At 69.6% G+C, this 21,421-nt stretch carries 19 protein-coding genes and 1 tRNA gene; 8 read left to right on the forward strand and 12 right to left on the reverse strand.

Annotated features, from left to right (window positions below; genetic code table 11):
• Positions 1 to 160: 160 nt before the first annotated feature.
• A complete protein-coding gene (locus IAI54_RS04145) occupies positions 161 to 2,071 on the reverse strand; it encodes an OmpA family protein (protein ID WP_187971153.1) in 1,911 nt (636 codons plus the stop codon).
• Positions 2,072 to 2,240: 169 nt separating this feature from the next.
• Between IAI54_RS04145 and IAI54_RS04150 the strand changes: the two genes are divergently transcribed.
• Positions 2,241 to 2,687: a YcgN family cysteine cluster protein gene (locus IAI54_RS04150; protein ID WP_187971154.1), complete on the forward strand. Its 447-nt coding sequence runs from the start codon at positions 2,241 to 2,243 to the stop codon at positions 2,685 to 2,687.
• 28 nt (positions 2,688 to 2,715) lie between these two features.
• Here IAI54_RS04150 and IAI54_RS04155 read toward each other — a convergent pair whose 3' ends face one another.
• A complete protein-coding gene (locus IAI54_RS04155) occupies positions 2,716 to 3,438 on the reverse strand; it encodes an SIMPL domain-containing protein (RefSeq protein ID WP_187971155.1) in 723 nt (240 codons plus the stop codon).
• Between the two features lie 110 nt (positions 3,439 to 3,548).
• Between IAI54_RS04155 and IAI54_RS04160 the strand changes: the two genes are divergently transcribed.
• The 3 genes from IAI54_RS04160 (at position 3,549) to IAI54_RS04170 (ending at position 6,353) form a co-directional block, all read left to right on the forward strand.
• Positions 3,549 to 3,624, forward strand: a tRNA-Ile gene (locus IAI54_RS04160).
• Between the two features lie 366 nt (positions 3,625 to 3,990).
• Positions 3,991 to 5,370, forward strand: a complete 1,380-nt coding sequence (locus IAI54_RS04165; protein WP_187971156.1) for a glycosyltransferase family 4 protein — start codon at positions 3,991 to 3,993, stop codon at positions 5,368 to 5,370.
• Positions 5,367 to 6,353 carry an NAD-dependent epimerase/dehydratase family protein gene (locus IAI54_RS04170; protein ID WP_187971157.1) on the forward strand — a complete coding sequence of 329 codons (987 nt, stop codon included), beginning with the start codon at positions 5,367 to 5,369 and terminating at the stop codon, positions 6,351 to 6,353. Before IAI54_RS04165 ends, IAI54_RS04170 begins: the two co-directional genes overlap by 4 nt.
• Here the strand turns inward: IAI54_RS04170 and IAI54_RS04175 are convergent.
• The 6 genes from IAI54_RS04175 to IAI54_RS04200 form a co-directional block, all read right to left on the reverse strand.
• Positions 6,335 to 7,183 (reverse strand): p-hydroxycinnamoyl CoA hydratase/lyase, encoded by an 849-nt coding sequence (locus IAI54_RS04175; RefSeq protein WP_187971158.1) that lies wholly within the window; start codon positions 7,181 to 7,183, stop codon positions 6,335 to 6,337. The genes IAI54_RS04170 and IAI54_RS04175 overlap by 19 nt on opposite strands.
• A gap of 10 nt (positions 7,184 to 7,193) precedes the next feature.
• Positions 7,194 to 8,639 carry an NAD-dependent succinate-semialdehyde dehydrogenase gene (locus tag IAI54_RS04180; protein ID WP_187971159.1) on the reverse strand — a complete coding sequence of 482 codons (1,446 nt, stop codon included), beginning with the start codon at positions 8,637 to 8,639 and terminating at the stop codon, positions 7,194 to 7,196.
• 31 nt (positions 8,640 to 8,670) lie between these two features.
• On the reverse strand, positions 8,671 to 10,797 hold the full coding sequence (locus tag IAI54_RS04185) for an acetate--CoA ligase family protein (RefSeq protein WP_210321206.1): 2,127 nt from the start codon (positions 10,795 to 10,797) through the stop codon (positions 8,671 to 8,673).
• On the reverse strand, positions 10,790 to 11,653 hold the full coding sequence (locus IAI54_RS04190; protein WP_187971160.1) for a p-hydroxycinnamoyl CoA hydratase/lyase: 864 nt from the start codon (positions 11,651 to 11,653) through the stop codon (positions 10,790 to 10,792). The genes IAI54_RS04185 and IAI54_RS04190 overlap by 8 nt, the downstream gene beginning before the upstream one ends.
• Positions 11,654 to 11,719: 66 nt before the next feature.
• A complete protein-coding gene (locus tag IAI54_RS04195) occupies positions 11,720 to 12,445 on the reverse strand; it encodes an SDR family oxidoreductase (RefSeq protein ID WP_187971161.1) in 726 nt (241 codons plus the stop codon).
• Positions 12,446 to 12,465: 20 nt separating this feature from the next.
• Positions 12,466 to 13,245 (reverse strand): helix-turn-helix transcriptional regulator, encoded by a 780-nt coding sequence (locus tag IAI54_RS04200; RefSeq protein ID WP_187971162.1) that lies wholly within the window; start codon positions 13,243 to 13,245, stop codon positions 12,466 to 12,468.
• A gap of 92 nt (positions 13,246 to 13,337) precedes the next feature.
• Between IAI54_RS04200 and IAI54_RS04205 the strand changes: the two genes are divergently transcribed.
• Entirely contained in the window at positions 13,338 to 13,874 is a 537-nt protein-coding gene (locus IAI54_RS04205; protein WP_187971163.1) for a VOC family protein, read from the forward strand.
• Between the two features lie 66 nt (positions 13,875 to 13,940).
• Here IAI54_RS04205 and IAI54_RS04210 read toward each other — a convergent pair whose 3' ends face one another.
• The 4 genes from IAI54_RS04210 to IAI54_RS04225 are packed head-to-tail and all read right to left on the reverse strand — an operon-like array spanning position 13,941 to position 17,885.
• On the reverse strand, positions 13,941 to 15,158 hold the full coding sequence (locus tag IAI54_RS04210; protein ID WP_187971164.1) for an alpha/beta hydrolase: 1,218 nt from the start codon (positions 15,156 to 15,158) through the stop codon (positions 13,941 to 13,943).
• Positions 15,155 to 15,835 carry a dienelactone hydrolase family protein gene (locus IAI54_RS04215; protein WP_187971165.1) on the reverse strand — a complete coding sequence of 227 codons (681 nt, stop codon included), beginning with the start codon at positions 15,833 to 15,835 and terminating at the stop codon, positions 15,155 to 15,157. Before IAI54_RS04215 ends, IAI54_RS04210 begins: the two co-directional genes overlap by 4 nt.
• An 11-nt stretch (positions 15,836 to 15,846) precedes the next feature.
• A complete protein-coding gene (locus tag IAI54_RS04220) occupies positions 15,847 to 16,665 on the reverse strand; it encodes an IclR family transcriptional regulator (RefSeq protein WP_187971166.1) in 819 nt (272 codons plus the stop codon).
• Positions 16,662 to 17,885 carry an FAD-dependent monooxygenase gene (locus IAI54_RS04225; RefSeq protein ID WP_187971167.1) on the reverse strand — a complete coding sequence of 408 codons (1,224 nt, stop codon included), beginning with the start codon at positions 17,883 to 17,885 and terminating at the stop codon, positions 16,662 to 16,664. The genes IAI54_RS04220 and IAI54_RS04225 overlap by 4 nt, the downstream gene beginning before the upstream one ends.
• Before the next feature lie 370 nt (positions 17,886 to 18,255).
• Between IAI54_RS04225 and IAI54_RS04230 the strand changes: the two genes are divergently transcribed.
• Genes IAI54_RS04230 through IAI54_RS04240 form a run of 3 tightly spaced genes read left to right on the forward strand, consistent with a single transcriptional unit; the run spans position 18,256 to position 21,257 of the window.
• The gene (locus IAI54_RS04230) at positions 18,256 to 18,705 is read left to right on the forward strand and encodes a tripartite tricarboxylate transporter TctB family protein (protein WP_187971168.1); all 450 of its coding nucleotides are present in this window, start codon (positions 18,256 to 18,258) and stop codon (positions 18,703 to 18,705) included.
• Positions 18,706 to 20,211 carry a tripartite tricarboxylate transporter permease gene (locus IAI54_RS04235; RefSeq protein WP_187971169.1) on the forward strand — a complete coding sequence of 502 codons (1,506 nt, stop codon included), beginning with the start codon at positions 18,706 to 18,708 and terminating at the stop codon, positions 20,209 to 20,211. It begins immediately after the preceding gene.
• 56 nt (positions 20,212 to 20,267) lie between these two features.
• Entirely contained in the window at positions 20,268 to 21,257 is a 990-nt protein-coding gene (locus IAI54_RS04240; RefSeq protein ID WP_187971170.1) for a Bug family tripartite tricarboxylate transporter substrate binding protein, read from the forward strand.
• Positions 21,258 to 21,421: the final 164 nt, after the last annotated feature.

Here is a 21,421-nt window from a genome sequence, read left to right on the forward strand (position 1 = left end):
GGCGCAGGATCGTTCCTGCGCCAACGATTCGCATCGCGTCAATCTAGCTCAAATAGGTGAACGTGCCGACAATGCAATCGCGCAAGGTTATCCGGAGGGTCTCGAATGCAGAAGTGCGGCGCGATTTCTCGCGCCGCACCTCGTCTTCACGGAAGAGAACTCAGCGGGAACTCGCCACCGGCGTCACCAGCGGGGTGATGCGGCGGATCGCGACGCGGCGATTCTCGCGCGATGGTCCTTCCGTCGAGACCTTCAGATAGCGCTCGCCATATCCCTGGGTCACGAGATTCTCCGGCGGGATGCCGTAGACCCGGGTGAGGGCGGATGCGGCGCTCTCCGCCCGCGCGTCCGACAGGGCGAGGTTGGCGATGTCGGAACCGACGGCATCCGTATGGCCCTCGATGAGGAAGGTCTCGGCCGGGTTCTCGTCGAGCAGCCGCAGCATGGCCTCCGCGATCCCTTCGAGTTCCGCCACTTCCGACCGCGCGATCTCGGCTGAACCGGTCGCGAAGGTGATGGTGTCGAGGTCGACGCGTCGCACCGTGTCGCGCAGCCGGGCCGACCGCTTCACCTCGTCGACGGAATAGAGGCGGCGGGTCTGCTCGACCGGCGGCTGGTCGAGGAAGTCGTAATAGGTGTCCACGTCCTCGACGCGCTCGGCGTCCAGAATGTATTCGCGGACGGGGATGCGCAGCCGAAGCGGCGGCAGCTCCTCGCCCGGGTCGCGCCACTCACGCTCGCGGTCCCAGTTTTCCTCGGCGACGTAGGACAGCACGATCTCGCGGCCCTCCGGCGTGATGCGCGACCGCCGGACGACCTCGCCGTAGCGGTTGCGGATGGTCACGATCTGCGAGCCGTTCGGGCGAACGATCGTCTCGCGCACCCGCCCGCGCGGCAGTTCCTCGTAGTAGACCTCGCGCGCATCGCGGGACAGCCGGGGCAGGTCGTTGCTCTCGACATAGGTCTGGTTGTTGAACTGGAAGATCACCCGGCCGCCGCTTTCGCGGACGACCTCGGAGCCCTCCGGACGCTGTCGGCGCTCGCGCCGGGCCTCCTCGCGGTCGACGCGGCGACCCTCCGTGGCCGTGATCGACTGGATCTCCTCCGCGCGGATCTCGGGCGCCTGGGCGTCTTCGTCGCTCGTCGGCGCCGGTCCGGCCTCTTCGGCGGGAGCCTCTGCCGCATCGCCGGACCGGTTGCGCTCGCGGCGGTTGGCACGGCGCGCGTCGGCATCGCCGCCGCCCGCTTCCTTGGCGCTGTCGAGCACGGGCGCGGCATTCTCCGGCAGGACGTCGTCGCCGGCCGTCTCCGCATCCGCATCGTCCGCCGGGGTTGCCTCCACGTCTTCCGCGGCATCATCGCCGGCTTCGTCGGCGGGGCGCTCCGCCTCGCGCGGCGCCTCGGCGGCCGGTGCGGCCTCGGTGCCCGAGGCTCCTTCGCCGGTTGCGGCCGGAGCTTCGCCGTCGGCCGGCGCCTCGCCGGCCGCGTCGGCACCGCCGCGGTTCTGCCGTTCCGCGCGGCCGGCGCGGTTCTCGCGTCGTTCACGCCGCTCGCGTGCCGCCGGCTCGGCGGCGGGGGCGGCCTCTTCGGCTGCAGGTTCGGCTCTCTCGACAGCGGGTGCGGCTTCCGGGGCCGCGGGTGCGGCATCCTCTGCTGCTGCGGGCTCCTCGGCCGCCCGTGGCGCGGCTTCCTCGGCTTCGGTCGCGGTATCCCCGCCGCGCGCAGGCTCCTCGGCGGGTGCAGGCTCCTCGGCGGGTGCCGGCTCGGGCGTCGGTGCCTCGGCTGGTGCCTCCTGCTGCGGGGCGGCGGCCGGAGCCTCGGGCTCGGCTGGCGGAGCGGTCTCCTCGGCCGGGGCAGCCTCCTCTGCCGGAGCGGCCTGTTCCGCGGCCGGTGCCGCCTCTTCTTCGGCGGCCTCGCGGGCTGCCCGCTCCTCTTCGAGCTTGCGAGCCTCGGCGTCGTCCGCCTGGGCCATCAGCAGCGGTGCGGCGGCGGGAGTCTCGGCGATGGTCGGCGAGGACGCCATCAGCAGGCCGAGCGCCGTGCCGGCGAGAATTCGTGCGGGATGTTTCATCAGATGCTTTCTCCGGTCCGAAAATGACCCTTCGGCGTCAAGAACCATGGCGGGCCGGGATGGTTCCAGCGGCAGCGCCCGCTGCGTCCTCCCGCCGGATCGCAAATCGGCGGCCGACGCCCGCCGGGATCCACTTGACGACCGCGTCTGCCGGCGCGACATGCGCGGGATGGAAAAGCCGTTCTGGAAGACCACGCCGCTCGAGGCCATGTCCGAGGCGCAATGGGAATCGCTCTGCGACGGCTGCGGCAAGTGCTGCCTGGCCAAGCTGGAGGATGAGGACACCGGCGAGATCCACTGGACGAGCGTCGGCTGCCGGCTGTTCGACGCGAGCCTGTGCAGCTGCAGCGACTACGCCAACCGTCTCGCCAGGGTGTCGGACTGCGTCAAGCTGACGCCGCGGAACGTCCGCACCATCCCCTGGCTGCCCTCCACCTGCGCCTACCGGCTCGTGGCGGAGGGGCGGGATCTCGCCGGCTGGCACCCGCTGGTCTCCGGCAGCCGCGAGACCGTCCACGAGGCCGGCATCTCGATGCGCGGCCGGATCACCGCCTCCGAGGACGACCTCGCCGACGTGGACGACTATTTCGACCACATGCTCGGCGAGGACCTCTGACCGTGACCCGCGGTCGCCAGTGCCGTCGTCACTGGACGATGCCGAAGCTCACCGTCACCTCGACGCGGTAGCTGTTCTCGCCCGCTTCGACGGGCACGGCGTCCGCGGCTTCCGCCCGCACCTTCGCGGCCATGTAGGGCATGGGCTGCGGCCGCGCCGCCATCTCCGTGATCTCGAGGATGGGGCCGAGCTCCACGCCGGCGGCCTCTGCCAGGGTGCGGGCCTTGGCGACGGCGTCCGCCACCGCCTCGCGCCGCGCCGTCTCGATGGCCTCGTCCGGATCCGCGTTGGTGAAGGAGATGCCGCCGCCCTGGTTGACCCCCAGCGACACCACCTCGTCGAGGATGGCGCCCGTCTTCTGGACGTCGCGGACCCGAACCGTCAGCGTGTTGGAGACCTCGTAGCCCGTCATCACCTGGCGCTGGCTGCCGTCCGGACCGGTCGGGTATTCGTAGCGCGGATTGATCTGGATGCCGGCCGTCTGCAGGTCGCGCTCTTCGATCCCGTCGCCCTTGAGCGCCGCGATCACCTGCGCCATCGCCGCGTTGTTGGCCGTCAGCGCCTCGCGCGCGGTGCCGGCCTGCCGGACCACCGAGAACGACAGCACCGCCATGTCCGGCCGCATCGCATGCTCGCCCTCGCCGGTGACCGAGATCCGCGGCCGGGGTTCGGGCAGGGTCTGCGCGGCGGCGGGCGAGGCCGCGGCCACGAAGGCTGCGAAGGCGAGGAAGGGCAGGGCGGTACGCTGCATGGACGGCATCTCCGTTCGTTTCGGTCGCCGAGCGCTAGGCCCCGATTGTGTGATGATTGCGGCACCCGCCTTGTCTGCCACCGCGAAAGCCACTAATGCAGGCTGGCGTGGGGCCTGTAGCTCAATGGTTAGAGCCGGCGGCTCATAACCGCTTGGTTGGGGGTTCGAGTCCCTCCGGGCCCACCATCGAACCCCCCCGCTTTCCATCGCCTCGACCGGCCGGCAGGTGTCCTCCTTCTCCGCGACCGGAGCAGGAATCTGCGGCGGATCGTTGCTTTCAGCCAGGCCGTCGGCAACATTCCGGAAGGGTAGGGGCCGACCGGATTCTCCGCCGGCGGCGGGAGCAGATCGTGCCTTGCTGTCTGCAACCGCGACCTGATATCTGCGGCGGCAGAGGCACCTTGGGTTTCATTTGTCGGAGATCATCGATTGCGGGACTGGGGCGGAAGGCTGTGGCGATCGTTCGGCCAGGGATCGGACGTCAGGGCGATCCGTCGGAGCGGGGTCTTCGACGAGGTCCTGTATCGGAGCCAGCTACCGGCAGGAGCCGCGGTGGCCGACGCGATCTCGCACTACGTTGAGTTCGGCGAGAGGATGGGGCTGTCCCCCTGGAAGGATTTCGATCCGTTCCACTACGCGCGGCAGTATCCGGATCTGGAGGGATATGGCCGTCCTCTCCTGCTCCACTATCTCCGCCACGGTCTTCGCGAGGGTCGGCAGGGCAGGCCCGACCAGGCGCAGTGGGTGGCGTGGGCAGACGACCCGGATCGGCCGACCGTGCTGGTCGTCGTCCACGAATTGACGCGGACCGGTGCGCCGATCCTGGCCTGGAACATCGTGCGCAGGCTCAAGGCGGATGGCCGCCGCGTCGCCGTGGTCGCGCTGCGCGGCGGCGACCTCCTGGAGGATTTCCGCGCCGAGGCGGACGAGGTCGTCGAGGTCGCGGCCGACGAGAAGCTCGACGTCCTCGCCGGCAGCGTGATCGGGCGCTGCCGCCCCGGCTACGCGATCTGCAACGGCGCGTCGACCGCACCGTTCGGCCAGTACCTCGAGCGGTTGGGCGTGCGGACCGTCGGGCTGATCCACGAGTTCGGCTTTCCGACGATGCACACGCCTGGTCTCGCCGCCTGCCTCTCCGGATGGAGCGACGTGATCTTTCCGGCCGAGATCGTGCGGCGATCGATGGCGGACTGTTTTCCCGACGTGGCCCTCCGCAGGACGCAGGTCCTCCCGCAGGGGAAGTGCGTGGTTCCGGGCAATCCCGCCGCGAGGTTGGTCGATACCGCGCCGGTCTCGCTTCGCAAGTCCTACGACTACCTCGTCGTCGGAGCAGGAACGGTCGACTACCGCAAGGGGGTCGACCTGTTTCTCGCCGCCGCATCGGCCGTCGCCGCGGCGGCGCCGGACCTCACGGTCGGCTTTCTCTGGATCGGGCGCCGCCGCGCCGAAGACGGCATCTACCTGTCCATGATCGAGGAACAGGCGCGCCGGGCCGGGATCGCGGATCGCTTCGACCTGATGGAAGCCACCGAACACCTCGAAGCGGTCTATGGGGCGGCGGATGCCTTCTTCCTCTCCTCGCGGCTCGATCCCATGCCGAACGTCTGCATCGATGCGGGGTTCGCCGGCCTGCCGGTCATATGCTTCGCCGACGCGAGCGGGACGGCGGAACTGTTTGCCGCCAGCGAGCAATGCAGGGAACTCGTGGTTCCGCATTGCGACGCGCACGCGGCCGGAACGCTGATCGCCGGCCTCGCCCGGGACCGGCAGCGGTCGAGGCGGCTCGGCAACTGCGTGCAGAACCTGTCGAGACGCAGTTTCGACATGGATCGCTACGTGCGGGCGATCGACGCCGCCGGACTGGCGGCCGGGCAGCCGCAGCCCTTGGCCGAGCCGGCGGCCCAGCCGCAGCCCGAGCCCGAGCCGGCGTGAAGGTCGCCCTCTTCGGCGCCAGCGGATTCATCGGTCGCGTCATCGGCGACAGGCTGCGCGCGGAGGCGATCGAGCATGTCGGCCTGTCGCACCGCAACCGCAGCGGCTGCTTCGTGCCGATCGATTTCGGGCACCCGGACGGCTACGCGCATCTCCTGCGCGGCGTCACGACGGCCGTCCTTCTCGTGGCGCAGTCGCGGCCGGGCCTGCCGGGCGGTCGCACGGAGGCGGAAATCCGCAACGACGTCCGACCCTATGCGGCATTTGCCGGGATCGCCGCGGCAGCCGGCCTGCGCCACGTCGTCTACCTGTCCTCCGGCGGCACCGTCTATGGCTCCCAGCCCGATCGCACGCCGATCACCGAGGACCATCCAACGAACCCGATCGACGCCTATGGCGCCCGCAAGCTGATGACGGAGAGTGTCCTGCGGTCGTCGCTGGGGGCTGCGGGCGTCGGACTGACCGTGCTGCGGCCGTCGAACCCGGTGGGCGCGGCGCAGCGGTTCGAACCGGTGGGTTTCGTGGCCAGGGCGGTTCACGCCAGCGTCGCGGGGGCGACGATCGACGTCTGGGGCGACGGTTCGACCGTGCGCGACCATTTCGACGTCGCCGATCTCGCCGATGCCGTCATCCGCAGCCTCGGCGGCGACACGTCTCACCGTGTCTACAATGTCGGCAGCGGCGTCGGCACCGGCATCGACGAGGTGCTGGCGCTCGTGCACGATCTCGGCGGCCGGCCGATCCGCCGCCGGTACCTGCCGGCGCGCCCGTTCGACGTCCCGGTCAACGTGCTGTCGAGCGACCGGATCGCGAGAGACCTCGGATGGACCGTCCGCAAGGACATGAGACGGATCGTGTCGGACCTTCTGGAGGCGTTCGGGGGCACCGGCCGCAGCCCTGACGCGGCGGGGTATGCCGGTCTCCCACCGGTGCGGAGCGGACGATCCGCCGAACCGGCGCCCCGTCACCCCTCGCGGGAATAGGTGCCGTGGCCGGGGCGGTAGGTCTTGTCGTCGAGGAACTGCGACAGGCCCTTGGCGCGGCCGCGCTCGGGGTCGACGAAGGTCGTCTGGTCGGCCTTGGCGGTGAGGTATTCGGCCGATTCCTCCCAGGTCATCTCGCGCACGTATTTGTAGGCCATGCGCGCCTGGCGCAGCACCGTCGGGTTCTTGGCGAGAAGCACCCGGCAGAGCGCGACCGTGCGCTCGCGCAGCCGGTCGGCCGGCACCGCCTCGTTGACCAGGCCGAGCTGCTCGGCGACCTTGCCGCCGAACTGCTCGCCGGTCATCACGTAGTAGAGCGCCTTGCGGTCGTTCATCAGGGTCGAGATCGCCTTGGAGACCACGCCGCCGGGGATGACGCCCCAGTTGATCTCCGACAGGCCGAACACCGCGTCCTCGGAAGCGATGGCGAGGTCGCAGCAGATCAGCGGCGTGAAGGCGCCGCCGAAGCACCAGCCGTTGACCATGGCGATGGTGGGCTTGGAATAGTGCATCAGCGTGCGCCACTGCCAGGCGCGGGTGGAGCGGTAGGCGCGCATGCGCTCGACGTCGCTGACGCCGTCGGTGGCGCGGAAGAAGTCCTTCAGGTCCATGCCGGCGGAGAACGCCTCGCCGACGCCGGTGAGCACGATGACGCCGCAGCGGTCGTCGATCTCCAGCGCGTCGAGGACCCGGTTCATCTCCTCGGCGAGGCCGACGCTCATGGCGTTGCGCTTCTCCGGGCGGTTGAGCTTCACCCAGGCGATGCCGTCCTCGAACTCGACGAGCACGTCCTTGCCCCAGGGTTCGGGGCGGCTTTGATCGTGTGTCATGCTGGCGGTCTCACGTCTGGCTGACGAACTTGGTGGTGAGGTAGGCGTCCATGCCTTCGGTGCCGCCTTCGCTGCCGTAGCCGCTCTGCTTGATGCCGCCGAAGGGGGTCTCGGGCATGTTGATGAAGTTGTTGTTCAGGCCGACCATGCCGGCCTCCAGCGCGTCCGCCACCATTGCGGCGGTCCTGGACGACGTCGTGAAGGCGTAGGAGGCGAGGCCGAAGGGGAGGCGGTTGGCCTGGCCGATCGCCTCGTCGAAGGACGAGAAGCGCGACGTGATCGCCATCGGGCCGAAAGGCTCCTCGTTCATCGCCTGCGCTTCCACCGGCACGTCGGCGAGCACTGTCGGCTGGAAGAAGGAACCGCGGTTGGCGCCGCGCTCGCCCCCGGCCGCGAGCCTGGCGCCGCGGCCGACGGCATCCGCGACGAGCCGCTCCATGGCCGCGACGCGGCGGGTGTTGGCGAGCGGCCCCATGCCGGTGGCGGGGTCGAGCCCGTCGCCGACCCGGATCGCCGTCGCCGCGCTCGCGAAACTCTCCACGAAACGGTCGTGCAGGCTCTCGTGCACGTAGAAGCGGGTCGGCGAGACGCAGACCTGGCCGGCATTGCGGTACTTCGCGGCGACCATCGAGCGCACCGCGTGGTCGAGATCGGCATCCTCGAAGACGAGCACCGGGGCGTGGCCGCCGAGTTCCATCGTCGCGCGCTTCACGCCGGCCTCGGCCGCGAGCCTGGCCAGCTGCATGCCCACGCCGGTCGAGCCCGTGAAGGTGATCTTGCGGATCGCCGGATGGGCGATCAGCTGCTGCGACACCTGCGCCGGCACGCCGTAGACGACGTTGAGCACGCCCTTCGGCAGGCCGGCATCGTCGAGCGCCCGGGCGATCTCGAGCACGGAGGCCGGGGTCTCCTCCGACGGCTTGATCACCATGGTGCAGCCGACCGCGAGTGCGGCGGAAATCTTGCGGGCGGGGATGATGACGGGGATGTTCCACGGCGTGAAGGCGGCGACGGGGCCGACCGGCTCCTTCGTCACCATCCAGCGCGCGCCCGGCACGCGCGAGGGTACGATGCGGCCATAGGTGCGGCGACCCTCGTCGGCCGTCCAGTCGAAGATGTCGGCCGCGGCCATCACCTCCTGCCGGGCCTCCAGGATCGGCTTGCCCTGTTCCAGCACCATGCGCACCGCGATGGTCTCGACGCGCTCGCGCATCAGGTCCGCGGCCTTGCGCAGGATCTTCGCGCGATCGTAGGCGGGCAGCGCCTTCCACGGCCGGAACGCGCGCTCCGCGGCCTGCGCGGCCGCCTCGATGTCATCGCGGCCGGCATGCGGCACGGCGCCGATGGCCTCGCCGGTCGCCGGGTTGATCACGTCCTCGGTGACGCGGTCGCCGGCATCGAGCCAGCGGCCGTCGACGAAGAGCTGGAGCGCCCCGTAGCGCGCGTCTGCGGTCATGGTCCCCTCCCGGTGCGGCCGGATCGCCGCGTCAGTCCTTCACAAAGAGCGCGTCCAGCGCCACCGCGCCCGCCGCGCCCACCATCAGCGGATTGACGTCGACCTCGCGGATCGACGGGTCCGAAAGCATCAGCCGGCCGAGCGCGACCACGACGTCGGCGATGGCGCCGACGTCGCGCCGCGGCTGCCCGCGGAACGGGCCGAGCAGGGTCGCCGCCTTCAGCCGGCCGAGCTCGGCGATCACGCGCTCGCGGGTGGTCGAGGCCGGCAGCAGGCGCGCGTCCTTCAGCGCCTCGATCCAGACGCCGCCGAGACCGACCAGCACGACCGGTCCCCATTGCGGGTCGCGGCGCGCGCCGACGACCATTTCGAGGCCGGGCCTCGCCATCTCCTCCACCAGCACGCCGTCCAGTGCCAGCCCCGGCCGGGCGGCGGCGACACTCGTCTGCATCCGGTCCCAGGCGGCACGCAGCGCGGCCTCGTCGGCGATGCCGACGACGACCCCGCCGACGTCGCTCTTGTGGGCGAGGGCGGCGGCCTGCGCCTTGATCACGACGGGATAGCCGATGCGGCCTGCCGCTGCGGCGGCGTCTTCGACGGTCGTGGCCATCTCGCCGCGCGGGACGGCGATGCCGAGATCGGCCAGCACGCGCTTGCCCCGGTATTCGGCGACGACGCCGCTGCCCGGCACGCGCACGGCGACGGCCGGAGCCGGCCGCGTCTCGTCGGTCGCGGCGAGCGCCTCGGCATAGGCGGCGACCACCGCCATGGCGCGCAGCGCCCGTTCCGGCGAGCGGAAGAACGGGATGCCGCTCGCCCGCACGTCGGCCATGAAGCGGTCGTCGAGCGGATAGTCGTCGCCGATGATGTTCAGGATCACCGGCTTGGTGGACTGCGCGTAGACGGGCAGGATGGCGTCGGACTTGGCGATCTGCATCTTCGGCGAGCCGCCGGCATAGGAGAGCAGGGCCATGCCGACGTCGTGCTGCTTCAGCAGCACCGCCGCCGACGTTCCGTAGATCGCGGGATTGGCGAAGCCGACGGTTCCGATGTCGAACGGATTGTCGACATGCACGTAGGGCGGCACCAGCGCCTGCATCTCCGCCTCGATCTCGGGCGTCAGCGTCGCGAGTTCGAGGCCGATGCGTTCGCAGAAGTCGAAGCAGAGGCCGCGGATGGCGCCGGAATTGGTGACCACGCCGGCCTTGCCGGGCGGCGGGGCGGGGAAGCGCGACAGGATCGCCAGCACGTCGAAGAGCTCGTCCGTCGTCTCGACCAGAGCGATCGCCTCGTCGCGGAGGATGGTCTGCATCACCGCGTGGTCGCCGGCGAGCGCGCCGGTGTGCGACTGCGCCGCCGCGCGGCCCTTGGCGCTGGAACCGGGATGCAGGAGGACCAGCGGAATGCCGGCCGCGCGCGCACGGCGGGCGGCCGCGACGAACAGCGGCGGATTGCGGATCTGCTCGACATAGACGCCGATGGCGGCGTTCTGCGGGTCGCGCACCAGCACGTCGATGAAGTGCTCGGCGCCGAGCACGGCTTCGTTGCCGGTGGCGACGACGAGCGACGTCTCTATGCCGCGCGCATGCATGGCGAAGCGGATGTTGGCCGCGGTGGCGCCGCTCTGGGCGACGACGGCGACGCGCCGCCGGCCGGCTGCCGGAGCACGGACCTCGACGGGCTCGAAGGTCAGCGGGATGCCGTCGGGATAGTTGGTGTAGCCCATGCAATTGGGACCGAGCAGGGCGATGTTCGCCTCGCCGCAGAACCGGGCGAGTTCGTCCTGAAGCAGTCGTCCCTCCTCGCCGGCCTCGGCGAAGCCCGAGGCGAAGACCACCACCGCGCCGATGCCGCGCTCGGCGCAGGCGCGCACGGATTCGAGGATCGCGGCCTGCGGCACGATCAGCACCGCCACGTCGATGCCGGCGGGCAGGTCGCCGATCGTCTTGACGCAGGGCCGGCCGCGGATCTCGTCCTTCGAACGGCTGACGAGGTGGATGGCGCCGGAGTACCCGAACGCCTCCAGGTTGCCGAGCACGCCGCCGCCGATCGAGGTCGGCTCCGGCTGGGCGCCGACGATGGCGATGGAGCGCGGCCGGAGCAGCCGGTCGATGTCCGGTCCGGCGACCGCGAGCGGCGACGGGACGGCGTCAGCCACGGTCGTAGGTCTCCAGTCCGGGCTTGAACGACTTGTCGTCGAGGAACTGCTTCATGCCGGTGTTGCGGCCGTTCTCGGGGTCGCGGAACTCGGTCTGGTCGGACTTGGCCATCAGGTAGTCGGCGGCCTGGTCCCAGGTGAGATCCTTGACGTAGCGGGCGGCGGTCTTTGCCTGGCGCAGGACGTAGGGGTTCTTGCCCATCAGCGTCTTCGCCAGGTCGCGGGTGCGGTCCTTCAGCTCGGCGGCGGGAACCGCCTTGTTGACGAGCTTCATGGCCGCCGCCTCGCGGCCGGTGAAGGTCTCGCCGGTCATGATGTAGTACATGGCGTCGCGGAAGCTCATCACCTCCACCACCGCCTTGGTGACGATGCCGGCCGGGATGATGCCCCAGTTGATCTCCGACAGGCCGAAGACGGCGTCCTCCGAGGCGATGGCGAGGTCGGAGCCGATCAGGAACTGGAAGGCGCCGCCGAAGCACCAGCCGTTGACCATCGAGATGGTCGGCTTCGGATACTGCATCATCCGCCGCCACTGCCATCCTGCGTTGGCGCGGAACAGGCGTTCGCGTTGGATCGGCGGCACCTTGTCGGTGGCGCGGAAGTATTCCTTCAGGTCCATCCCGGCGGAAAAGGACTCGCCCGCCCCGGTCACGACCATCACCTTGCACCGATCGTCCGTTTCGAGCGCATCCATGATCGCATTCATCTCCCAGACGATCCCGGGATTGATGGCGTTGCGCCGCGCGGGGCGGTTCAGCGTCACCCAGGCGATCCCGTCCTCGAACTCGACGGTGACGTTCTCGCCCCACGACCCGTTCTGGGCGGAGGCACCGGGCGCGGTGTCGGCAGGCTGCATGAGGATACTCCGTGAATGTCGTGGCTCAATATCAGGCAGCCATATATCCGTCAACCTGATACGGCCTCAACCTCGCCCGAGGAACGGCATCGAGACCGGCAGGATGGTGGACTCGAACAGGTTCACGTCGTCCGGCAGTGTCGCCATGATCAGCGCCACGCGGGCGACGTCGGCCGGGTTCATCGAGCCCGGCCGCGGCCGGTCCGTGATCCCGGGAACCAGCATGCTGGTGGTCGAGCCCGGATGCAGCATCGACACCGCGATGCCGTGCTCGCGCCCGTCGAGCGCCAGCGAGCGGGTCAGGCCCTCGAGCGCGAACTTGCTCGCGGTGTAGGCCGCGGTGTGCTGTCGCGGCACCTTTGCGGAGATGCTGCCGACATTGATGATGCGGCCGCGGCCGCGCGGGATCATCATGCGCAGCGCCGCCCGGCTGCACAGGAAGACCGAGGTCAGGTTGATCCGCATCACCTCCTCCCAGCGCGCCAGCGCCAGGTCGACGGTCGGCGTGTGGTCGGCGATGCCGGCATTGTTGACCACCACGTCCGGATCGCCGAAAGCCTCGCGGCAGCGCGCGAAGAGCGCCTCGACCTGCGCTTCGTCGGTGACGTCGCAGGGGACGGCGAGCGCCGTGCCGCCGGCGCCGGCGATTTCCGCGGCGAGGTCGTCGAGCTTGCCGGCAGTGCGGGCGGCGAGCACGCATCGGGCGCCGGCGGCCGCATAGGTCTTGGCGATCTCCCAGCCGATGCCGGAACTCGCGCCGGTGACGATGGCGGTCTTTCCGTGAAGATGCATGTCGGTTTCCTTCGTCGTGGTCAGTGCGTTCGGTCGAGCGCGTGCAGGAAGTCGGCGAGGCCGCGGCGGTCGCGCACGCCGAGCTTGCGGTAGGCGCGGCGGCGGTAGGTGATGACGCTGCTGAGCGCGATGCCGGTCGCGGCCGAGATCTCGCGCTGGGTCCGCCCGAGATGGAGTGCGGCGGCGACCGCGGCCTCGCGCTCCGACAGCGCATGGCCGCCGTCGAGCAGGCGGCGGACGAGCTCGGGCAGGGGTTCAGGCACCGGTTCCGACGGGCGGCGCGGCATGTCGACGTGGCGGGCGAGCATGGCCATCGCGAGATCGGCGAGCCGGCCGAGCGCCTCGATCTCCGCCGGGCTCGAATGCCCGCTCTCGCGCGTCCGGTAGGCGCTCGCAAACAACGGTGCCGGACCGCCGGCATAGAGCGTCAGACGCTCCACGATGCCGCCGCGCTCGTAGCAGGCGCGACGGTAGTCGGGGTCGGTGATGCCGTTCCAGGCCTGGCGGACGATCTGCACCGGACCGGCGGCCTGCGCCAGCGCGCGCTGCATGGCGCGGTCGCGCTGCCAGTAGCTGCGCGCATAGGCGAGCGAGGCGCTCTGCGCGAAATCGGGAATGTCGCGGTGGGTCCCGGCGGCGAACAGGCAGCGCGGCGTGCCGTCGGCGTCGATCGCGAAGGCCGAACAGAGATCGGTGCCGGCCGCCGCGCGCAGCACGTCCAGGAAGCGGTCGGGGAAGGCGTCGGAGCCGATGGCCGCGACGGCGGCGGCCAGTGCCGCGGCGAGCGACCGTTCGATCATCGACGTCCTCCCGCCGGGGGGACAGACTGCGCTGCTGCGGCCGCTAGCTTCGGCTTCGGTCGCACCGGCGACGACAGCACGGAGGAAACGCCATGACGCCTGCCCCGAAAGTGAAGGGTCTCTACCACTATTCCTTTCCCTGCCGCGACGGCGAGGAGACGCGGAAATTCTACGAGGACCTGCTCGGTCTGCCGCTCGTCAACTGCATGACCGCGGACAAGGTGCCGAGCACCGGCGAGGAGAAGCCCTACGCGCATTTCTTTTTCGAGATGGCGGACGGCTCCTACATGGCCTTCTTCGACCTCGGGGAGAACGAGATGCCGCTGCCGTCGCCCAACACGCCGGCCTGGGTGATGCACTTCGCCATGGAGGTGGAATCGGTCGAGAAGGTGCTGCAGATGAAGGAGCGCCTCCAGCAGGCCGGCGTGAAGACGACCGACATCGTCGACCACGACTTCATCAACTCGATCTATTTCTTCGACCCGAACGGCCTGCGGCTCGAGATCACGGCCCGCACCGAGGAGCCCGGCTATCTCGAGAAGGCGGCGAGCGAAGCCCATGCGGCCATGGCGGCGTGGACCGAAAAGAAGGCCAGGATGATCGCCGCCAGGAAGGGCGAGGCCGCCTGACATCTTTTTCGTCTCCTCCCGTGCCGCGGACGACGGACGCCATCGGCGTCTGCCGCCTGCGGCGGCTCAGTCCTTGAGCAGGCCGTGCCGCCTGCTCCAGTCGATCACCCGGTCGAGGCAGATCTTCAGCTCGTCCGGCTGGTTGAGATAATAGTGCGTCGCGCGCGGAATGCGCAGATACTCCTTGTCCGGCGTCGCGAGCGCCGCCGCAATGGTCGGATTGTGAGTCGCCGGCACCGCTTCGTCGGCGTTGTTCTCGATCTGCAGGACCGGCGTGCGGCGGATCAGCCGCGCATTCTTCGGTCCCTTGGCATTGGACATGTCGTAGCTCCACTGGCTCAGCCAGGAGCGCAGGGTCGAGTAGCGCGCCAGACCGACCGGGCCGACGTTCACGGCCCGCGGGTCGCCCATGTAGCTCCAGCCGGGCCTGCGGTCGTTCGGATCGATCGAAGGGTCGAACCAGCGGACGTCGCACATGGTGCGGTGGACGACGAAGGCGCGCTCCTGCTCCGGGCCACCCTGCGCGCGAAGCCGTTCCAGCGTGGCCAGGCACCAGTCGGTGATCCGGCGGTTGCGGGCCACCTGCGCGGCACGGAAGCGGGCCACGAAGGCGGCGGAATAGGGCGGCTGGTCGGGGCACGCGGGCGCGTAGATGTCGAGCGCCGGGTCGCGACGGTCGGGATCGAGTTCGTCGATCACCGAAGGGTCGAGCCATTCGGTGAGGGTCTCGGCGCGCGACAGGTGTGCGGCGATGAAGATGACGCCGTCGGCGGGCTGCAGCCCGGCCTCGACCAGGTTCACCTCGTCGCCGGCCGGGGTGTGCGTGATCGTGGGGTTCTCCGCCTGCGCCTGATAGAACAGCGACAGCGAGCCGCCGCCCGACCACCCGACCAGCACGACCTTCGCGTAGCCGAGGACGGTGCGGGCGTGGTCGAGCCAGCGGCCGAGGTCGATCGCCACTTTCTCCATGATCAGCGCGCTGTCGTTCTTCGGATAGCGGCTCGCCGCGCACAGCACGTGCAGGCCGCGGTCGGCGAGAGCGGCGGGCATGGGCAGGAGCTGCAGCGTCGAGGTCGGGTGCATGAACACGTAGACCGTCGACGACGGCGCGGCCGGCCGCAGCAGCTGGCCTTCGAGATTGACCCGGCCCGAATTGCCCGCGAACCCGTAGGTCTCGGTGAATCGGGCCGTCTCCGGGAAGGAGACGATCAGCGGCACGCGCTCCCAGGCGGGCTTCGCGGCCGCTGGCGCGAAAGCCCCGGCGTCCTGACGCGCAGCACTCATCGCCGGGCGGAGCCCGCCTCGGCAAGGAAGCGCAGGCTGCGCTCCCAGGCGATCGCGGCCTGTGCGGCGTCGGGCGTGCCGGGCGCGCCGCGGTTGAAGCCGTGGCCGGCGGGATAGAGGTGGATGACCGCCTCGGGACGCTTCGCCCGCACCGTCTCGACGTTGCTCATCGGGATCGACGTGTCGGTCTCGCCGAAATGCATCATCACCGGGCAGAGCGGCTTCGCCTCTGCGAATTTCGCGATCATGCCGCCATAATAGCACACCGCGGCGTCGAGGCCGTCCAGACGGGTCGCGGCGAGGAAGGCGAGCGAGCCGCCGAGGCAGAAGCCGACCAGCGAGACCGCCTGCGTCTCCTCCCGCACGCGGTCGATGGCGGCCCGGGTGTCGAGCATCAGCGCGTCCCAGTCGAGCGACTTCAGGTAGGCGAGGGCGGTCGCGATCTCCTCGGGCGAATAGCCCGACTCGAAGTCGCGGGCGAAGCGGTCGAACAGGGCCGGCGCGATCGCCACGTAGCCTTCCGCGGCGAAGGCGTCGCAGACCCCGCGGATGTGGGCGTTGACGCCGAAGATCTCCTGCAGCACGACGATTCCGCCGCGCGGCGTTCCCTGCGGCGCGGCGCGGTAGGCGCCGAGTTCATGTCCGTCGGCGGCGCGAAGCCGCAGCATGGTCCCCATGTCGATGTCCTTCAGGCTGATTTGCGGTCGTCGGCGAGCGGATCGGCGAAGTCGTCGCGCAGCACGTCGGCCGGGCAGCCGAGCCGGCGCGAGACCGACGCCGCGGCGGCGTGCACGCGCCGCGCCGTCCGGCCCTGCGGGTCGATGTCGATGTCGTTCTTCATGCCGAGCGCGGTGACGGCGGCGGCGATCTCGCCGGCATAGTCGAACACCGGCGCGGAGATGGAGGCGAAGCCGGCGTTGAGCTGGCTGTCGGAGAAGGCGAGCTGGCGCTGGCGGATGAGCGGCAGGCTCTCCTCGGCGCGCTGCTTCAGCACCGCGTCGACCGGCCGTTCGCGGGTCTCCACGTGCTGGATCGCCGACCGGGCCTTGTAGGCGAGGTACACGCGGCCCGTGGCCGCCTGGTAGAGCGGCAGCACGTGGCCGACCCGGACGGACACGAGCACTTCCACCGTCGCGTCCACCTTGGCGATGATCACCGGCCCGCGGTTGCCCCACACGGTGAGGAAGACGAGCAGCCCCGTCGCCGACTGCAGCGCGTCGAGCGCCTCGCGCGAAACCTGGGCGACGTCGATCTGGCGCATCGCCGCGGCGCCGAGCTGCAGCGCATAGGGGCCGAGCCCGTAGCGCATCGTTGCCGGGTCCTGCTCGACGAGGCCGGCCTGCACGAAGCTCGCCATGTAGAGATGGGCCTTGCTGGCCGGCATGTCGGCAAGCTCGGCGATCTTGCTGAGCGGCAGCTTGCCGCCCGCCGCCTCGAGCACGCGGATCAGGCGGAAGCCGACGTCGATCGACTGGATGCGGCGCTGCTGGCGGACCAGGCCGGTCACTGCGCGCCCACCAGGTCCATGGAGCGGTCGTCGGACACCGGCACCGTGGTCGCGTCGTAGGTGAACAGCCATTCGTAGCGCTGCCGGATCTTCGATTCCTCCCATTCGGCATCGACATAGGCTTCGGCCTGCGCGGCATCCGACAGGGCGGGGTTGTGGAAGCGTCCGAGATTGGCCTCCGCCCCCTTGACGATCCTGGACGTCCGGTCGTTGCGCGCGGCCTCGTAGTGGCGGAAGGCCGCCGCGTGGTCGTCCGCGTTCGCCGCGAGCGCGCGCGACAGCACGAAGCCGTCCTCGATCGCCATCACCGCTCCTTGTGCGAGGAAGGGCAGGGTGGGGTGGCAGGCATCGCCGAGCAGCGTCACCCGGCCCTGCGTCCACTGCTTCATCGGCTGGCGCAGCATGAGCGCCCACTTGTAGGGCGTGTCGATGGCCTTGATCAGCGTGTGGACGTCCTCGTGCCAGCCCTCGTAGTCGGCGAGGCATTCCTCGACGGTCCCGGCGACGGACCAGGATTCGACCTGCCAGTTGGCGCGCTCGACCACGGAGACGTAGTTCATGAGTTCGCCGCGGCGCAGCAGATAGTGGATGACGTGGCCGCCGGGGCCGATCCAGTTGGTGCCGACCGGCCGGCGGAAGCGCTCCGGCAGCCGGTCGATGGGGATGACGCCGCGCCAGGCGACGATGCCGGTGAAGGTCGGGTCGTCGGCGCCGAACAGCGCAGTGCGGACGACCGAGTGCACGCCGTCGGCGCCGATCGCGACGTCGGACCGCGCCGAGGATCCGTCGGCGAAGCGCAGCGTGACGCCGCGCGCGTCCTGGTCGATGCCCGTGCACTGCCTGCCGAGCCGGATCGCGTCCGGCGCGATGCGGCGGATCCCGGCGGCCAGCGCCTGATGCAGGTCGTTGCGGTGGATGGTGATGTAGGGAAACCCGTACTGGGCGACCGAGAGCGGCCCGAGGTCGAAGAGCTTCCAGGTGCGGCCGGTGTTCCAGAGCCGGATCTGCTTGCCGCCCGGCTCGCTGGCCACGTCCATGATCTCTTTCTCGAGGCCGAGCGCGAACAGGATCCGGGTGCCGTTGGCGCTGACCTGCACGCCCGCGCCCACTTCGCGCAGCACCGGGGCCTGTTCGTAGACCTCGACCGCAAAGCCCTGCCGCAACAGGCCGAGCGCCGCCGTCAGCCCGCCTATCCCTCCTCCCACGATCGCGATCTTCATGCCTGCACCGTCCTCGAATTGCCCGAAACCATGAAACGCCGCGCGGGCGATGTCAATTTGCTTTTGACAGAGTATAACTCGGTTTGCTTAAATCCAACGGTCGAAGGGCGCGCGCCACCTCGCGCCGGACCGGGTCGTGTGTCTGATCGTCATTGACAAGCCATGTATGGCGGCCTGATATAAGGATGCCATATGATCCGGGGGAGGGACAGCGTAGGGAAGGGGCGGTCGCCGGACGACGTTTGAGAATGTCAAAGCCGATTGGTCTGCCGCGAACGCGGTGCGGGGAGTTCCGGTGCCGGGAGGCGTCGCCCCTGTGAATGCCGGCGCCGCTGCGCCGGAGCATTGAATGTCCTTGGGAGGAGGATTGATGCTCAAGGTGAAGAGCCCGCAGGACCTCGGTGCGGGGGTCCTGTTTCTGATGTTCGGCGGTGCCGGGCTCCTGTTCGGTCGCGACCTCGAGTTCGGCAGCGCGCGCAGCATGGGTCCCGGCTACTTTCCGATGCTGATCTCGGGCCTGATCATCCTGATCGGGCTGGTGGTGATGGTCCGGTCCTTCTCGCTCCGCGGACCCGCCATCGAGCGGTTCCAGGCCCGTCCCATCATCGTTCTGCTCATCGCTCTGGCGCTCTTCAGCCTGCTCATCCGCGAAGCGGGCGTGGTCATCACCTCGATCGCCATGATGGTCGCCGCCGCCTATGCGCGGCCGAAGGTGGCGATCGTCGAGACGCTCGTTTTCGCCGCCTGTGTCGCCGCCTTCGTGGCGCTCGTCTTCGTGTACGGCCTCAACCAGCCGATGCCGCTGTGGTGGAACAGCTAGATGGACATGATCGATCATCTGGCGACCGGCTTCGCCGCCGCCGCCTCGCTGCAGAATCTCTTCTTCTGCCTGATCGGGGTGCTGCTCGGCACGCTGATCGGCGTGCTGCCGGGCATCGGGCCGATCCCGACGCTGGCGATCCTGCTGCCGATCACCTTCGGGCTCGATCCGCTCTCGGCGCTGATCATGATGGCCGGCATCTACTACGGCGCCCAGTACGGGGGCTCGACCACGTCGATCCTGGTGAACATGCCCGGAGAGGCCTCATCCGTCGTCACCTGCATCGAGGGCCACCAGATGGCGCGGCGCGGCCGCGCCGGGGCGGCGCTGGCGACGGCGGCGGTCGCCTCCTTCGTGGCCGGCTGCGTCGGCACCGTCTTCCTCGCCGGCTTCGGTCCCGTGCTGTCGAAGGTGGCACAGCAGTTCACCTCGCCGGACTACTTCTCGCTGATGGTGCTCGGCCTCGTGATGGCGGTGGTACTGGCGCACGGGTCGGTGCTGAAGGCGGTCGCCATGGTGCTGATCGGGCTGCTGCTCGGTCTCGTCGGGACCGACGTCAACACCGGGCTCACGCGCTACACCTTCGACATCGACGGGCTGTGGGAAGGGATCGACTTTCTGCCACTGGTGCTCGGACTGTTCGGCATCGTCGAGATCATCCGCAACCTCGAGAACCCGCCCGCGCACCGCATACCGATCTCGACGCGCCTGCGCGACCTGTGGCCGACGCGCGCCGAGTACCGCCTGGCTTGGCCCGCGGCGCTCCGCGGCACCGGAATCGGCTCGCTGCTCGGCATCCTGCCCGGCGGCGGCGCCGTGCTTGCCTCCTTTGCCAGCTACACCGTCGAGAAGAAGATCACGCGCGAGCCGCAGCGTTTCGGCAACGGCGCGATCGAAGGCGTGGCGGGACCCGAGGCGGCCAACAACGCGGCCGCGCAGACGTCCTTCATCCCGCTGCTGACGCTCGGCATCCCCTCCAACCCGGTGATGGCCATCATGATGGGCGCCATGATCATCCAGGGCATCCAGCCGGGTGCCGCGGTGATGACGGCGCGGCCGGAACTCTTCTGGGGCATGGTCGCCTCGATGTGGATCGGCAATCTGATGCTGGTGATCATCAACCTGCCGCTGCTCGGCATCTGGGTGAAGCTCCTGTCGGTCCCCTACCGCTTCCTCTACCCGGCGATCCTGCTGTTCTGCGCCGTCGGCGTCTATTCGACCAGCACGGAGCCGTTCATGATGGTGCTGATGATCGCCTTCACGATCCTCGGCTACGTGCTCCTCAAATTCGGATGCGAGCCGGCGCCGCTGGTGCTCGGCTTCATCCTCGGTCCGCTGATGGAGACCAATCTCCGGCGCTCGCTGACCCTGTCGCGCGGCGATCCGATGATCTTCCTCGACCGGCCGATCTCCGCTGCCCTGCTCGCCGCCACCGTGCTGGTGATCGCGCTGATCGTGTTCCCGCAGTTCCGCAAGACCCGCGAGGTGGCGTTCCAGGAGGACTAGCCGCCGCCCCGCATCCCATCGTGCCGTCAACAGAACCCATCCAGGAGGAGAAAGACATGTCCAACGAACACCTCAAGATCACGCGCCGCACGGCGCTGACGCTCGCCCTCGGCGCGACCGCGCTGATGGCGCCCGGTCTCGCCTTCGCGCAGAGCGGCTATCCGAGCAAGACCATCAGCTTCATCTGCGCCTTCCCGGCCGGAAGCGGCGCCGACGTGCTGGTCCGCTTCTTCGCCGACAAGGTGGCGGCGGTCTCTGGCCACACGGTCATCGTCGAGAACAAGCCGGGAGCCGCGGGCAGCATCGCCACCGAGTTCACGGCGCGCGCACCGGCCGACGGCCACACGATCTTCGTGCATTCGGGCAACTCCGTCGCGGGCAACATGTGGCTGATGAAGAAGCCGCCGGTCGATGCGGCCAAGGACCTGCAGACGATCGCGACGGTCAACAAGCAGGCCTTCATGATCACCGTGCGCGCCGACAGCCCCTACAAGACGCTTGCCGACCTCGTCGCCGACCAGAAGGCGAAGGGCGACAAGGGCTCCTACGCCGTCAACGCCACCTCCGGCCGCGTGCTGGCGGAGGAGTTCAAGCAGATCGCCGGGCTGCAGACCGTTCCGGTGTCCTATGGAACGGCTGCCGATTCCATCAACGACATCATGAGCGGTCAGGTCGATTTCGGCGTGCAGGACCCGGTCTTCTCGCTGGCCCAGGTGCGCGGCGGGCGCTTCCGGGTTCTGGCGCTCGGCGCCGCGGAGCGTCTCCAGGGCATCCCGGACATCCCGACCTTCAAGGAGCAGGGCTACGACATCGACCAGCTCGGCTGGTGGGGCGTGATGGTGCCGGCCGGTGTCCCGGCCGACGTCGTGACGACCATCAACGGCTGGTTCAACCAGGTGCTGGCCGACGAGGCGACCAAGGAGTTCCTCATGAAGCAGGGCGGCGACCCCTACGTCTCGACGCCCGAGGAGGCGCAGAAGCTGATGGAAGACACCATCACCGAGTGGAAGCGTCTCGTCGAAGTGGCGAAGATTCCGGCACAGTAATCACGCGTGACGGACTCGATCAGGGCGCCGGCAGAGATGCCGGCGCTTTGCCTTTCCTGCCGTCTGTCCGCACGGATGAAGCGTCGGCCGCGTGTTCGCAGGCGTTGCGTGGTCGAAGGATGCGGCTCCGCTTGCAGTGCAGGATCATCTCGGTTAGGCGGATT

It is taken from the genome of Aquibium microcysteis (assembly GCF_014495845.1).
GTDB classification, from domain to species: Bacteria; Pseudomonadota; Alphaproteobacteria; order Rhizobiales; family Rhizobiaceae; genus Aquibium; species Aquibium microcysteis.

What these genes read in the sequence shown, in the direction of transcription:
- IAI54_RS04145 (WP_187971153.1), bottom strand. Translation starts at nt 2,071, where the DNA reads ATGAAACATCCCGCACGAATTCTCGCCGGCACGGCGCTCGGCCTGCTG.
- IAI54_RS04150 (WP_187971154.1), top strand. Translation starts at nt 2,241, where the DNA reads ATGGAAAAGCCGTTCTGGAAGACCACGCCGCTCGAGGCCATGTCCGAG.
- IAI54_RS04155 (WP_187971155.1), bottom strand. Translation starts at nt 3,438, where the DNA reads ATGCAGCGTACCGCCCTGCCCTTCCTCGCCTTCGCAGCCTTCGTGGCC.
- IAI54_RS04175 (WP_187971158.1), bottom strand. Translation starts at nt 7,183, where the DNA reads ATGACACACGATCAAAGCCGCCCCGAACCCTGGGGCAAGGACGTGCTC.
- IAI54_RS04180 (WP_187971159.1), bottom strand. Translation starts at nt 8,639, where the DNA reads ATGACCGCAGACGCGCGCTACGGGGCGCTCCAGCTCTTCGTCGACGGC.
- IAI54_RS04190 (WP_187971160.1), bottom strand. Translation starts at nt 11,653, where the DNA reads ATGCAGCCTGCCGACACCGCGCCCGGTGCCTCCGCCCAGAACGGGTCG.
- IAI54_RS04195 (WP_187971161.1), bottom strand. Translation starts at nt 12,445, where the DNA reads ATGCATCTTCACGGAAAGACCGCCATCGTCACCGGCGCGAGTTCCGGC.
- IAI54_RS04200 (WP_187971162.1), bottom strand. Translation starts at nt 13,245, where the DNA reads ATGATCGAACGGTCGCTCGCCGCGGCACTGGCCGCCGCCGTCGCGGCC.
- IAI54_RS04205 (WP_187971163.1), top strand. Translation starts at nt 13,338, where the DNA reads ATGACGCCTGCCCCGAAAGTGAAGGGTCTCTACCACTATTCCTTTCCC.
- IAI54_RS04210 (WP_187971164.1), bottom strand. Translation starts at nt 15,158, where the DNA reads ATGAGTGCTGCGCGTCAGGACGCCGGGGCTTTCGCGCCAGCGGCCGCG.
- IAI54_RS04215 (WP_187971165.1), bottom strand. Translation starts at nt 15,835, where the DNA reads ATGGGGACCATGCTGCGGCTTCGCGCCGCCGACGGACATGAACTCGGC.
- IAI54_RS04225 (WP_187971167.1), bottom strand. Translation starts at nt 17,885, where the DNA reads ATGAAGATCGCGATCGTGGGAGGAGGGATAGGCGGGCTGACGGCGGCG.
- IAI54_RS04230 (WP_187971168.1), top strand. Translation starts at nt 18,256, where the DNA reads ATGCTCAAGGTGAAGAGCCCGCAGGACCTCGGTGCGGGGGTCCTGTTT.
- IAI54_RS04235 (WP_187971169.1), top strand. Translation starts at nt 18,706, where the DNA reads ATGGACATGATCGATCATCTGGCGACCGGCTTCGCCGCCGCCGCCTCG.
- IAI54_RS04240 (WP_187971170.1), top strand. Translation starts at nt 20,268, where the DNA reads ATGTCCAACGAACACCTCAAGATCACGCGCCGCACGGCGCTGACGCTC.